We start from the raw sequence: 12782 nt of genomic DNA on the forward strand, positions 1-12782 counted from the left end.
ACTCAGACGTCCTTCTGGGTCGTTGTCGCACCGGCGGGGTGCGACGGGTCCGGGAGCATCATCCCAGAACCGGGATCGGTCATCGCCCGCAGACTCGCGGGTCGTGTCGCCAGCACGACGCCGGCGAGGAGCGGCAGGGCAGCAGCGTCGCCGTCGTCCCCGCCGAAGAGTCCGCTCATGAGCGTGGCCAGGAGCAGCACGCCGAGCAGCCCCAGCAGGGCCAGCAGCGGCCAGGAGAGCCGGCCCAGCGGCCCACCCAGCCGTTGGCCCGTGGTGGTCGAGCTGCGTTCCGGGCGCGCCGAGGACCGGTTCGAGGCCCGGGACGCCGGCGTGCGCGTCGGGTCGCTGCGCGTCGCGGCACGGCTGGGCGGCCCGCCACGCGGCGGCGTCGGGCGTGCAGGTGCGCTGGAGCGCAGGTCGCGGCGCGCCGGGTAGCTGCGGGGCACCACGGGTTCGGGCAGGTCCGGCGTGGACGACGACGGCGCGGCGGCGGGGCGCTCGGCGTGCGCCGCGGGGTCGAGCGGCCGGGCCGGCGGGGCGTCGTCGGGCCGCGCGTGGCGGACGGGTGCGGGCCGGCCGGTCCGGGCGGCACGGCGTGCGGCGCGGGAGCGTGCGCCGAGAGGGTCCTCGGCGATCTCCCGGGCGAGGACGTCGAGCTCGTCGGCCAGCGCGGCGCCAGAGGCGGGCCGCTTGTTCGGGTCCTTGGCGAGCATGCGCATGATGACGTCGTCGAGGCCCGGGTGGACGCTGGACGGCAAGGGCGGCACGGCGCTGTTGACGTGGGCGACGGCGATGTCGACCGGGGTGGACCCGGTGAAGGGCCGCTTGCCGGCGGTGGCCTCGTACGCCACGATGCCTAGCGCGTAGAGGTCGGAGGCCGCCGTCGCGGGCTGACCGACGGCCTGCTCGGGCGAGAGGTACTGGGCCGTGCCCATGACCATGCCCGTCGCGGTCATCGTCGCCTGGTTGGCGGCCAGCGAGACGCCGAAGTCGGTGATCTTGACGTTGCGGCTGTCGTGCTCGAGCAGGATGTTGCCCGGCTTGACGTCCCGGTGGACCACCTTGGCCCGGTGGGCGTGGTGCAGCCCCCGGGCGGTCGCCGCGAGGATGGGCAGGAGCTTGCGGGGTGCGACGACGGGTTCGCGCTCGAGCAGGTCGGCGAGCGGTTCGCCGAGCACGAGCTCCATGACGAGATAGCCGGCGCCGTCCTGCTCGCCGTAGTCGTACATCTGCGCGATGTTCGGGTGCGAGAGCGCCGCGCTGTTGCGCGCCTCGGTGCGCAGGCGCCGGAGGAAGTCCTCGTTGCCGGTGAACTCCTCGCGCAGCACCTTCACGGCGACGTCGCGGCCGAGGTAGCCGTCGTCGGCGACCCAGACCTCGCCCATGCCGCCGACGGCGATCTGTCGGGTCAGGTGGTAGCGCTCCCCGAGGGAGAGCCCGATGGAGGGCCTCATCCGTTCAGCACCGCCTCGATGACGGCCTTGGCGATGGGGGCGGCCACGCGCCCGCCGGTCGCCTCGCCCCCGAGTGCCCCGCCCTCGTCGACGATCACCGCGACCGCGACCTGCGGGTCGTCCGCGGGCGCGAACCCGGTGAACCACACGTGCGGGGGTGCGCTGTTGTCGCCGTGCTGGGCGGTGCCGGTCTTGCCGGCCACGGGCACGCCGGAGATCTGCGCGGAGGTCCCCGAGCCGCTCTCGACGACGCTGACCATCATGTCGGTGAGCGCGGAGGCCGTCTCGGTGGAGACGGCGCGCCCGAGGCTGTTGGTGCGCGTCTCCTCGACCACCTCCAGCTCGGCGTCGCGGACCCGGTCCACCGAGTACGGCTCCATGAGCTCGCCGCCGTTCGCGATGGCGGCGGACACCATGGCGACCTGCAGCGGGTGGGCGAGCACGCTGCCCTGACCGATGCCGGAGAGCTCGACCTGGTCGGTGGACATGGCGTCCACGTCCGGGTCGTACTGGCTGGCCGACGTCGTGAACGGGATGTCGTGGGTGCTGCCGAAGCCGAACTTCTCGGCCTGCTCGTTCATGGCCTCGGCGCCGAGCTCGCCCGCGAGCCCGAGGTAGGCGGTGTTGCAGGAGATCCGCAGCGCCTCGGCCAGGGTCATCTCGCCGGCCGACGCGCAGGACGTGCCGGCGAAGTTGCCGACGTCGGTGCTCGTACCGGTGAGCGTGTAGGTCGACGGCGCGTCGATGACGGAGTCCGCCGTGTACTCGCCGCTCTCCAGGGCGGCCGCCGTGGTGACGAGCTTGAAGGTCGACCCCGGCGGCTCCAGGGTGTTGCTCGCCCGGCTGAGGAGCGGGTCGTCCTCGTCGTTGAGCAGGTCGAGGTAGGCCTGGTTGGCCTCGGCCGTGTCGTGGCTCGCGAGGTCGTTGGGGTCGAACGTCGGCTTGGACACCAGCGCCAGGATCCGGCCGGTGGACGGTTCGAGGGCGACGACGGCGCCGCGCTGGTCGCCCAGGGCGTCCCAGGCCGCCTGCTGGGCCTCCGGGTCGATGGTCAGCTCCACGGAGGACCCCTGCGGGTCGGAGCCCGTGAGGATGTTCTGGACGCGCTCCACCCAGAGGGCGTCGGCCGACCCGGCGAGGAAGTCGTTCTCCGCCCGTTCGATGCCGGAGGTGCCGCTGACCAGCGAGTAGTAGCCCGTCAGCGGGGCGTAGAGGCGGCCCTGGGCGTACTCGCGCTGGTAGTTCCACTCGTCGTCCACCGGGACGGAGTCGACGATGGCCTCACCGCCCACCACGATCGGCCCGCGGTCGGTGCCGAACTGCGCGTAGAGGGCGCGGGCGTTGCGCGGGTCGTTGTTCAGCCGGTCCGCCGCGAAGAACTGGATCCACGTCGTGGAGACGAGGAGCGCGAGGAACATGACCATGACGATCCCGGCCAGACGGCGCGTGGTCGTGTTCACCTGCTCTCACCTCCTCGGTGCTCGGGCGGGACGTCGGTCCCGATGTGCTCGGTGGGGGCGGCGTCCCCCGGGGCGCCGTGCGGATCGCGGTCGACGACCCGGCGGCGCGGCAGGTTGCTGCCGGCCGCGGGTGTCCCGTCGGCCGGTGTGCCGCCGTCGGCCCCCGACGGGCCGACGAGGATCGGTTCCGGCTCGGGTGCCGGGGCGCCCGCCGAGACCTGCCCGCGGACCGGCAGGTCGGAGGGACGCCGGGCGCTGTCCGATATCCGCAGCAGCAGGGCGATGACGATCCAGTTCGCGAGCAGGGAGGAACCGCCCTGCGCCATGAAGGGCAGCGTCAGGCCCGTCAGCGGGATGATGCGGGTGATGCCCCCGATCACCACGAAGACCTGCAGCGCCATCGCGAAGGCGAGACCGCCCGCGAGCAGCTTGCCGAAGCCGTCGCGCACGCTGAGGGCCGACTTCAGGCCGCGCTGCACGATGAGCAGGTAGGTCAGCACGACGGCCGCCAGGCCGGTGAGACCGAGCTCCTCGCCCAGCGCCGCGTAGATGAAGTCGGAGAACGCGTACGGGATCTGGAAGGGGCGCCCCTCCCCCCAGCCCGTGCCGAACAGGCCGCCGTTCGCCATGGAGAACTGGCCCTGGACCAGCTGGTACGAGCCGCCGACCTCGCGGTCGTAGTACTCGGCGTCGAACGGGTGCAGCCAGACGTCGATGCGGGCTCCGACGTGCGGGAACAGCCGCGCCGCGGCGAGCGCGCCCGCCGCGAACAGCGTCAGGCCCAGGACGATCCAGCTCGAACGGGCCGTCGCCTGGTAGAGCATCGCGACGAAGAGGCCGAAGAACAGCAGCGACGTGCCGAGGTCACGCTGCAGGATCAGCACCGCGAGCGAGGCCGCCCAGATCAGCAGGATCGGGCCCAGGTCGCGCAGGCGAGGGAGCTGCAGGCCGAAGATCTTGGGCCCGGCGAGCGCGAGGGTGTCCCGGTTGGTCACCAGGTAGCCGGCGAAGAACACCGCGAAGGCGATCTTGGCGAACTCGGCGGGCTGCAGCGAGAAGCCGCCGACGCTGATCCAGATCCTCGCCCCGTTGATCTCCTGTCCCAGGCCGGGGATCAGGGGCAACGCGATGAGCACCAGACCGACGACCATCGCGGTGTACGTGTAGCGCCGCAGCCACCGGTGGTCCTTGAGGACCCACAGCAGGGCGAACGCGACGATGGCGCCGAGCAGCGTGGCCTGCATGTTGCCGGCCGCGTCCGCGGGGGCCATGCCCGTGGCGTCGGAGATCTCCAGACGCCAGATCATGGACAGGCCGATGCCGTTGAGCAGCACCACCGCGGGCAGGATCACCTGGTCGGCCCACGGGGCGCGCAGACGAAGGACGATGTGCGCGACCAGCGCCGTCGCCGCGAGCAGCATGCTGCGGAACCAGAACTGGTCGGGCAGCTCGCCGCGGATCGACAGCCCGACCATGGCGAAGCCACCGATGCCCCCGCCGAGGGCCAGGATCAGGAGGAAGACCTCGGCGATGCGCAGCGGCCGGCGCTGCCGGGGTTCAACGGTGGAGCTCGGGGACGTCACGCCTCGGCCCCCTCGTCCTGCGCCGCGGGGTCGGACCCGGACGCGGGGCTCGCCGACGGCGAGGGGCTCACGCTCGGCTCGGGGGTGGGGCTCGGGGTGGGGGTGGGCAGCGCCTCGTCGATGAGGCGCTCGGCGCGCTCGAGGGCCTCGGCCTCCGACGTCGCGCGGATCGTGCCGTCGAGGCGCTCGCTCCAGTAGGCCGGGAGCTCGTCGACGGGCGTGCCCGTCAGCCGCACCGGCTGGGAGAGGGTGAGCGGGCCTGCGTCCTGGGGGATGCCCTGGTAGACGGCGACCTGACCGTCGGCCACGCCGACGTAGAACTGCTCCTGGGTCCAGCCGTACGCCCACCAGGCGCCGTAGCCGAGACCGCCCAGGACCACGAGCACGACGAGGACGCCGATCCAGGGACGCCGCTTCGGCGCCGGCCGCGCGTCGTCGTCCTCGTCGTCCTCCTCCTCGTCGTCGTCACGACGGCGGGAGCCGTCCTCAGGCGCGTCCGGCGCGGGACGGGCGAGCTCGGGTGCCATCTCCGACGCCGCGGCGCCGACCACCTGGGTCGAGGTGGAGACCGGCGAGGCCTCGTCCGCGTCCGGGTCGACGACGTCGGCCACGACCACGGTGATGTTGTCGGTGCTGCCCGCGGTCATCGCGAGCGTGACGAGGAGGTCGGCGGCCTCGTCGGGCGACTCGCACTCCGCGAGCACCTGCGTGATCTGCTCGATGGGCACGAAACCGGACAGCCCGTCCGAGCAGAGCAGCCAGCGGTCGCCCGGCCGCGCCTCGCGCACCGACATGTCGGGCGTGAGGTCGACGTCGAAGTCGCCCAGGACCCGCATGACGACGTTGCGCTGGGGGTGGGTCTCCGCCTCGTCCGGGGAGATGCGCCCCGTGTCCACCAGGTGCTGGACGAACGTGTGGTCCACCGTCACCTGGTTGAGCGCGCCGTCGCGCAGCAGGTAGGCCCGCGAGTCGCCCAGGTGGGCCATCGCCAGCGTGTTGCCGGAGCGCAGGAGCGCGGTCACCGTGGTGCCCATGCCGGCGAGGTCCGGGTCGACCTCCGAGGCGTGCACCAGGTCCTGACGCGCCTGCTCGACCGTCCGCTCCAGGTCGGCCAGCGCCTCCTGAGGGCCGTGCTCCGACTCGTCGAGCGGCGCGAGGGCGGCGATCGCGAGGCTGGACGCGATGTCGCCGCCGGCGTGACCGCCCATGCCGTCGGCCACCACCAGCAGGTTCGGGCCCGCGTAGGCGGAGTCCTGGTTGTTCTGCCGCACGAGGCCGACGTCGGAGCGCGCTGCATACCTCAGGGCGAGGGTCACGAAGGCGTCACCCCTGCAGCTCGACGACGGAGCGGCCGATCTGCACGCCGACGCCGGGGGCGAGCGGGATCGGCGAGGTGACCTGCTGGTCGCCGATGAACGTGCCGTTCGTGGAGCCGAGGTCCTCGACGTACCACTGGTCCCCCTGCGGGAAGATGCGGGCGTGACGCGACGAAGAGTAGTCGTCGTCGAGCACCAGCGTGCAGCTCGGGGCGCGGCCGATGAGGATCGACGACGTCGACAGCGGCAGGGTGGTCCCGGTCAGCGGACCCGCGGTCACCACCAGCTTGTGGGGTCCGGAGCTACGCGCCGGGGCGGGGCTGCTCGCGGCCGGGGCCGGTGCAGCGACCGGTGCGCCGCCGTCGTCGGCCCGCTTGCGGGAGCGCGGGGAGCGCAGAGCGAGGTCGCGGCGCAGCACCGCGACGGCCGAGAGCACGAACACCCAGAGCAGCACCAGGTATCCCAGCCGCAGCAGGGTGAACGTCAGCTCGCTCATCCTCGGTCGATCACCAGTCCTCGTTCGATCGGCCGGCCGACGTACCCGTCCAGAACATGATCCTGGTCCGGCCGATGGTCATGGTGTTGCCGTCCAGCAGCGTGGCCGCCGGGACCTGGTGGCCCTCGACGAAGAGGCCGTTGGTGGACCCGAGGTCCGTCGCGACCACGCCCTCGGGCGCGACGCGGATCTCGAGGTGGCGGCGGGAGACGCCCGGGTCGTCGACGACGATGTCCGCCTCCGCGTCGCGGCCGATCACCGTCACGGGACCGGTCAGGAGGTAGCGCTGCCCGTCGATGTCGATGAGGGGGTGGCGGGTGCTCGGTGCCGGGTTGGTCGCCGGCGCGACGTTGCCGCGCACCGTGGCCGAGCGGAGCTGGAACCGACCGCCCGTCAGCTCCTCGTGGTTCTCGAAGGAGACGCTCACCGGACCGACGAACGCATAGTGCTGCGACGCCGCGTACTCGGTCAGGTTCGTCGCGAGCTCGTCGGCCAGGGTCTCCGCGCCCCACGACTGCACCTGCGCGAAGTCGTTGGGGCTCAGCTCGATGGTGAACTCGTTCGGCGCGACCGTGCGGTCGCGGCCGACGACGGCGGCACGGTCGTCGATCTCGCGCCGCAGCCGGCTTGCCAGCTCGACCGCCTTGACCTCACCGCCACGCCCGACCTTGGCGAACGCGTTGTTCATCAGCCGCTCGACGCTCTTCTCGAAGCGGTCCAGCGCTCCCATGCCACCTCCTCTCGTCCACCCGTGCTTGTCGCGGGCAGACTATCCAGATCGTAGGCAGGGGTGCACCACCCGCGCCCGTAAACCTGTGGATTTCGTGCGAATCCCTCGGGTAGACCCGTGCGCCGAGGTCACGAGCGTGTCACGACGTGCAGGTGGGGGCGCGTCGGGCCGGATCCGGGGGCTGACGGCGCGACGGCGGTGTGACGCAGGTCCCTCCCCCGCGGGCCGGAACGGGTTGGGATCCGAGGGCCGGCGCGTGCTAATCTCCTACGGCACGCGCGAGTGGCGGAATAGGCAGACGCGCACGGTTCAGGTCCGTGTGCCCGAAAGGGCGTGGGGGTTCAACTCCCCCCTCGCGCACGTGAGGAGGGTTTCGGCTTCAGAGCTGGAACACCTTCGGAAAGTCCCGGTCAGGTTCTCCTGGCCGGGACTTTTTGCGTTCCGAGGTCAGTGCGGAGTCCGTGGCCTCGCGCAGGCGATGCTGTCACGATGTCTTCCGTGACGAAGAAGTCGAGCGCCCGCCGACCCTGGACCCTGCTCATGATCTTCGGCGGGTGCCTGCTCGCCGCTGCGGCGGCTGCTGCGATCATCGAGGGGTACGCGTCAGACGCGCAGGAGCGCAGCGGCAACCCGGTCCTCGCGGTCACCCTCGCCGTCGTGGCTGTGCTCGTCACGACGATCGGGGCCAGGGGATATGTCCGGTGGACTCACTGAACTCCAGTGAGCATCACTGAGCTGCACTGACGACTGCCCGGTCCTCGCTCAGCTCTTCCGCGCACCCAGGACGCAGAACTCGTTGCCCTCCGGGTCGAGGAGGGTGACCCAGGTCTGCTCGTCCTGGACGGCGTCGGCGCGCCGGGCGCCGAGGGAGAGCAGCCGGGCGACCTCGGCCTCCTGGTCGTCGGGGCGGAAGTCGGGGTGGAGCCGGTTCTTCGACGTCTTGTCGTCCGGTACGGGGACGAAGAGCAGCCCCGGGATCTGGTCCGGCTGGGGCCGGATCTCGATGATCTCCTCGGTCTCGTCGACCACCACCCAGCCGAGAGCCTCGGCCCACCAGCGCCCGAGGGCGACGGGGTCGGACGAGTCGACGATGATCTGTTCCCACTCCAGTGCCATGGGCGTGAGCATAGGCGGGCCGGCTGGGCGCGAGGATCGGGTGCAGGCGGAGCCTCTGCCCGATCAGGCGTGGAGGGCTGTGGCCCTGCTCGGGCCGGTGGGGGCCTCCGCCGCCTCGGCGCCGTCGTACGGCGCCCAGGCCGGCTCGCGCAGGGCCGGGCAGTGCTCGGGGGTCGGGTGGTTCGCCATGTCGACCACGCGGTCGAGGGCGTCGCGTGCCGCCGCGAGGTCCTCCATGGCCGCGGTGATGCGGCGGCGCTCGGCCGCGAGCAGCTCGAAGATCTCGGGTGACCCGTGCCCGGTATCGACGCAGGGCAGGATCCGCAGGATGGTCCGGCTCGGCAGGCCCGCGGTGAAGAACTGCTGGATCATCCGCACTCGCTCGACGGCGGACTCGGGGTAGGTGCGCTGGCCGCTGGGGGAGCGCTCCGAGGTGAGCAGGCCCTGTTCCTCGTAGTACCGGAGAGCTCTGGTGCTGACTCCCGCGCGGCGCGCGACCTCGCCGATCCGCATCTGCGTCCTCCCTGTGATCTGTGCCTCGTGGCGTCCCCCTTGCCCTTGACGCCAACGTCAGGTTTTAGCGTAACCGATGCCGGGCCGGATGCGGCGCGGAAGACCTCATCGAAGACCTACGCAGGAAGCAAGGGACCCATGAACGTCACCGATCAGATCGCCCTCGTCACCGGAGCAAACCGCGGTATCGGCCGTCAGTTCGTGCTCGAGCTGCTCGAGCGTGGCGCGAGCAAGGTGTACGCGGCGGCACGCCGTCCCGAGAGCCTCGACTTCGACGACGCCCGGGTGGTGCCGCTGCGGATGGACCTGCTCGACCACGGGTCCGTCGTCGCGGCGGCGGCGACCGCGCGCGACGTGACCCTTCTCGTCAACAATGCCGGGATCTCGACCGGTGCCGCCCTCGTCACGGGCGACCTCGCCGAGGTGCGCCGCGAGATGGACACCCACTTCTGGGGCACGCTCGACGTCACCCGGGAGTTCGCCCCCGTGCTCTCGGCCAACGGAGGGGGCGCGATCGTGAACATCCTCTCGGCGCTCTCGTGGTTCGTCGCCCCGGGCACAGGCTCGTACTCGGCGGCCAAGGCCGCGGAGTGGAACATGACGAACGGTGTGCGCACGGAGCTCGCGGCGCAGGGCACCCTCGTCCAGGGAGTCCTCCTCGGCGCCGCCGACACGGACATCGCCGCCGGGTACGACGGGCCCAAGATCGACGCCCGCGAGGTGCCGCGCCGCTCGCTCGACGGCCTGGCGGTGGGCTCGATCGAGGTGATCGTCGACGACTGGACCGCGATGGTGAAGGCGTCGCTCGCCGGCGACCCGGCCGCCTTCTACGCCCAGATGAACGAGCTGCTGGGCGCGAGCTGAACGAACCGGCCGGAGCACGGTCGAGCCGGGCAGGTCCCGACCCGCGGCGATGTCGGGGTCCGTCAGGCGGCCCGGGCGAACCAGTCGGTCGCGAGGTCCGCGACCGCTGTCGGGGCGTCGTCCGTGATGAAGTGTGCCGCGTCGTCGACGTAGGCGAACTCGACACGGTCGGCGTAGCGCTCGGGTTCCGGGCAGATGCGGGCCATCAGCTCCTCGGTGGTCGGGTGGTCCCGCCGGCCGAACACGACGAGCGTCGGCACGGCGAGCCTCCGACGGCGGTACGCGCCTCGCATCATGCGCAGGGCCTCGGGCAGGATCATGCGTCGGCAGAGCGGACGGACCGCGCCGTCGATCTCGGGACGGGACAGGGGGGCCAGGTGTGCCTCGACGGTCGTCTCCGCCATCGGGCGAGCGACGTACCGCTCGGAGAACGTGCCGCGCAGCGACGACCCGGGCCGGTGCCAGATCAACCCGGGCAGGTGCTGGAAGGCCGGCGCCAGCCGCGGGCTGAACGTCAGGAACCCCGGCCACACGGAGAGCTGCACCGCCGTGCGGACACGCTCGGGGTGGTCGTAGGTGAGCTGCATGGCGGTGATCGCTCCCATGTCGTGGGAGACGAGGTGCACCCGCTCGACGTCGAGCTCGTCGAGCAGGGCGAGCAGATCGTGCAGCCGCGTCTCCCGTGAGATGCGCGGGTCGTCGGCCGTCGTCCAGCCGGCCCCGCGCAGGTCGGGGCAGAGGACGCGATAGCCCTGCGCGGCGATGATCGGCGCGACCGTGCGCCACTGCCACCAGTGCTGTGGAAAACCGTGCAGCAGCAGCGCCGCCTCACCGTCGCCGGTCTCGGCGAGGTGGGTGTGCAGGCCCGGTGTCTCGACGACTCGATGATCGAATCCGGGGGCCTCCGGTAACGGCGGGGACCAGGCCAGGGCGGGGTGGGACATGGCGACCTCCTCGGTGCGCCTCGTCTTACTATGTTCATAGTAGACCTGCCCTGAGGAGGTGTCGATGCCCCCCGCGACCCGTGACCGTGGACTTGAGGCAGCCGTGGAGCTGCTCGGCGCGGAGGGTGTCCGCGCGCTGACCCATGCGCGCGTCGACGAACGCGCCGGCCTCCCACCGGGATCGACCTCGAACTGGTTCCGGACCCGCCGGGCGCTGCTCGGTGGAGTGGTCGACTGGATCGCCGAGCGCGAGCGTGCCGACTTCGCCCCGGCGGCGCTCGCGGTCTCGGACGTCGCCGAGCTGGCCGAGGGCCTGTGCGCGATGACCGAGCAGCAGGCCGGGCCGTTCGCCGTGCGCACCCGTGCCCGCTACGCGCTCTTCCTCGAGCTCGCCGACGACCCCGAGCTCGGCGCCCCGTTGCGGCAGCAGCGGCGACAGTTCGAGCGGTGGACGGAGGAGATGGTGAGAGCGGTCGGCATCGCCGACCCGCAGCCCGCGACGAGGGCGCTCATGGCGCTCTGCGACGGCCTGCTCCTGCACCGACTGACCGTGGACCCGGAGCTCGACGTGCGTCCCGCCGTCGAACGCGCTGTGCGCGCCCTCGCGGAGTCCTGACGCCGTGGATCAGGCGTTGCGGTCACCGACGGGGGCCAGTACCCCCGAGATCAGCAGCTGCACCAGCTCGTCGGCGTCGTAGCGCGGGTCGGCCGCTGCGCCGATGCACAGGTTCCCGACGCCCTTGAGCACCGTGTACGCGTCGGCCGGCGAAGCGCTGGCGCCCAGCTCCGCACGGGCCGCGTCCAGGAGCGAGCCGCAGACCGGGACGAGGCGATCGACGAAGTACCGGTGCAACGCGTCCGGTCCGGCGTCGTCGGCGTGCAGGGCACCGGCGAGGCCGTGCTTGGTGACCAGGAAATCGACGAACAGGGCCACCCACGCGCGCAGCGCGACCTCGGGTGTCGGGCTCTCCGCGAGCAGCCGCGGCCCTGCCTCGGCGCAGGCCTCGACCTGGTGCCGGTAGACCGCGACGACGAGCTCCGCGCGGGTCGGGAAGTGTCGGTAGAGGGTTCCCACCCCGACGCCGGCCTTCGCTGCGATCTCCCGCACCGGGGCGTCGACACCGGAGGTGACGAAGACCGCGGCCGCCGCCTGGAGCAGGTCCTCCTGGCTGCGGCGGGGGCGTCCCGCCGGCCTGGCCCGCGCGGCAGGCTGCTGCTCGGGACCGGGGTGAGACATGGGCCCTCCTGGGGTCGACGACGCAGGCTTGCTTTTCGGAACAGCGTTCCGTATCGTGGTGGAACAGCGTTCCGATAACCAGTATCGCAGAGCGCCGCACCCTCAGGGAGGAACCTGCCATGACCACCTCGATCGTCGACACCCTGGACGGCATCGTCGGCACCGGCACCCCGGTCGTCTCCGTCGCTCCCCTCGAGCTGTCAGCCCCGCACCGACCCGTCCCGCTGGAGGTGCGCGTGTCCGCGCCGGCGTCGGGCACGAACCTCCCCGTCGTCCTCCTGTCCCACGGCAACGGGTGGAACCTCGACGGCTACGCGCCGCTCGCGGCGTTCTGGGCGTCCCGCGGCTTCGTCGTGGTCCAGCCCACGCACCTGGACTCGCGCCGCCACGGGTTCGGGTTCGACCACCCCGTGTTCCCGACCATCTGGACGGAGCGGATCGCGGACCTCACCCGCATCCTCGACCAGCTCGACACCCTCGAGGCCGCGGTCCCGGGCCTCGCCGGCCGGGTCGACCGCGACCGGGTCGCCGCCACCGGTCACTCCTGGGGCGGGCAGACCGCCCAGACGCTCCTCGGTGCACGGATCCTCGACGGGTCGGGTCGGGTCGGCGAGGACCGGTCCGACAGCCGCGTCACGGCGGGCGTCCTGCTGGCGGCGACAGGGCTGGGCGGCGACGAGCTGCACCCCTTCGCGCAGGAGAACTTCCCGTTCATGCGCCCCTCGTTCCAGGAGCTGACCACCCCGACGCTGGTCGTCGCCGGCGACCGGGACCAGTCCAAGATGTCGAGCCGTGGACCCGACTGGTTCACCGACGTCTACACGCACAGCCCCGGCGCCACCGACCTCCTCACCCTCCACGGTGCCGAGCACGGGCTCGGCGGGATCGCCGGGTACGAGGTGGCCGAGACCACCGACGAGAGCCCGGAGCGGGTCGCCGTCCTGCAGCGTCTGACCACCGCCTACCTCCGGACCGCGCTCGGCGTGGACGAGGGCGCCTGGCCCGCCGCGCGGGCCGCGTTCAGCGGCGCTCCCGAACCGATCGGTCGCGTCGACAGCAAGTGAGGCAG

Annotated in this window: 14 protein-coding genes and 1 tRNA gene; 5 read left to right on the forward strand and 10 right to left on the reverse strand. The window is 72.2% G+C overall.

What is annotated here, in order from left to right; all coding sequences use genetic code 11:
* Positions 1–2: 2 nt before the first annotated feature.
* Genes MWU57_RS03285 through MWU57_RS03310 form a run of 6 tightly spaced genes read right to left on the reverse strand, consistent with a single transcriptional unit; the run spans position 3 to position 7039 of the window.
* Positions 3–1454 carry a serine/threonine-protein kinase gene (locus MWU57_RS03285; RefSeq protein WP_106265752.1) on the reverse strand — a complete coding sequence of 484 codons (1452 nt, stop codon included), beginning with the start codon at positions 1452–1454 and terminating at the stop codon, positions 3–5.
* Entirely contained in the window at positions 1451–2914 is a 1464-nt protein-coding gene (locus MWU57_RS03290) for a penicillin-binding protein 2 (RefSeq protein WP_106265750.1), read from the reverse strand. Before MWU57_RS03290 ends, MWU57_RS03285 begins: the two co-directional genes overlap by 4 nt.
* Positions 2911–4497: an FtsW/RodA/SpoVE family cell cycle protein gene (locus MWU57_RS03295; RefSeq protein ID WP_246907227.1), complete on the reverse strand. Its 1587-nt coding sequence runs from the start codon at positions 4495–4497 to the stop codon at positions 2911–2913. The genes MWU57_RS03290 and MWU57_RS03295 overlap by 4 nt, the downstream gene beginning before the upstream one ends.
* Positions 4494–5813, reverse strand: coding sequence for a PP2C family serine/threonine-protein phosphatase (locus MWU57_RS03300; RefSeq protein ID WP_106265746.1), 1320 nt, complete (start codon positions 5811–5813; stop codon positions 4494–4496). The genes MWU57_RS03295 and MWU57_RS03300 overlap by 4 nt, the downstream gene beginning before the upstream one ends.
* A gap of 7 nt (positions 5814–5820) precedes the next feature.
* Complete coding sequence (locus MWU57_RS03305) at positions 5821–6309, reverse strand: FHA domain-containing protein (protein WP_106265744.1); 489 nt, start codon at positions 6307–6309, stop codon at positions 5821–5823.
* Between the two features lie 10 nt (positions 6310–6319).
* Positions 6320–7039: a DUF3662 and FHA domain-containing protein gene (locus MWU57_RS03310; protein WP_106265742.1), complete on the reverse strand. Its 720-nt coding sequence runs from the start codon at positions 7037–7039 to the stop codon at positions 6320–6322.
* A 276-nt stretch (positions 7040–7315) separates the two neighbouring features.
* On the opposite strand from MWU57_RS03310, the gene MWU57_RS03315 reads away from it, so the two are divergent.
* Both MWU57_RS03315 and MWU57_RS03320 read left to right on the forward strand, forming a co-directional pair.
* Positions 7316–7399 (forward strand) — tRNA-Leu (locus MWU57_RS03315).
* A 129-nt stretch (positions 7400–7528) separates the two neighbouring features.
* Positions 7529–7753 (forward strand): hypothetical protein, encoded by a 225-nt coding sequence (locus MWU57_RS03320; protein WP_246907228.1) that lies wholly within the window; start codon positions 7529–7531, stop codon positions 7751–7753.
* A 48-nt stretch (positions 7754–7801) separates the two neighbouring features.
* Here MWU57_RS03320 and MWU57_RS03325 read toward each other — a convergent pair whose 3' ends face one another.
* Together MWU57_RS03325 and MWU57_RS03330 are read right to left on the reverse strand one after the other, a co-directional pair.
* The gene (locus MWU57_RS03325; RefSeq protein ID WP_246907229.1) at positions 7802–8155 is read right to left on the reverse strand and encodes a VOC family protein; all 354 of its coding nucleotides are present in this window, start codon (positions 8153–8155) and stop codon (positions 7802–7804) included.
* A 63-nt stretch (positions 8156–8218) separates the two neighbouring features.
* Complete coding sequence (locus tag MWU57_RS03330; protein WP_246907230.1) at positions 8219–8668, reverse strand: MerR family transcriptional regulator; 450 nt, start codon at positions 8666–8668, stop codon at positions 8219–8221.
* A gap of 138 nt (positions 8669–8806) precedes the next feature.
* Between MWU57_RS03330 and MWU57_RS03335 the strand changes: the two genes are divergently transcribed.
* Positions 8807–9532: an SDR family oxidoreductase gene (locus MWU57_RS03335; RefSeq protein ID WP_106265734.1), complete on the forward strand. Its 726-nt coding sequence runs from the start codon at positions 8807–8809 to the stop codon at positions 9530–9532.
* A gap of 62 nt (positions 9533–9594) precedes the next feature.
* Here the strand turns inward: MWU57_RS03335 and MWU57_RS03340 are convergent, their stop codons facing one another.
* On the reverse strand, positions 9595–10476 hold the full coding sequence (locus tag MWU57_RS03340; protein ID WP_246907231.1) for an alpha/beta fold hydrolase: 882 nt from the start codon (positions 10474–10476) through the stop codon (positions 9595–9597).
* A 64-nt stretch (positions 10477–10540) separates the two neighbouring features.
* On the opposite strand from MWU57_RS03340, the gene MWU57_RS03345 reads away from it, so the two are divergent.
* Positions 10541–11092 carry a TetR/AcrR family transcriptional regulator gene (locus tag MWU57_RS03345; RefSeq protein WP_106265730.1) on the forward strand — a complete coding sequence of 184 codons (552 nt, stop codon included), beginning with the start codon at positions 10541–10543 and terminating at the stop codon, positions 11090–11092.
* Between the two features lie 9 nt (positions 11093–11101).
* On the opposite strand, the gene MWU57_RS03350 is transcribed toward MWU57_RS03345, so the two are convergent.
* On the reverse strand, positions 11102–11713 hold the full coding sequence (locus MWU57_RS03350; protein WP_246907233.1) for a TetR/AcrR family transcriptional regulator: 612 nt from the start codon (positions 11711–11713) through the stop codon (positions 11102–11104).
* Between the two features lie 119 nt (positions 11714–11832).
* Here MWU57_RS03350 and MWU57_RS03355 point away from each other — a divergent pair, with 119 nt between their 5' ends.
* Positions 11833–12777 (forward strand): alpha/beta fold hydrolase, encoded by a 945-nt coding sequence (locus MWU57_RS03355; protein WP_246907234.1) that lies wholly within the window; start codon positions 11833–11835, stop codon positions 12775–12777.
* Positions 12778–12782: the final 5 nt, after the last annotated feature.

The organism is Isoptericola sp. S6320L (assembly GCF_023015685.1).
Lineage (GTDB): Bacteria > Actinomycetota > Actinomycetes > Actinomycetales > Cellulomonadaceae > Isoptericola > Isoptericola halotolerans_A.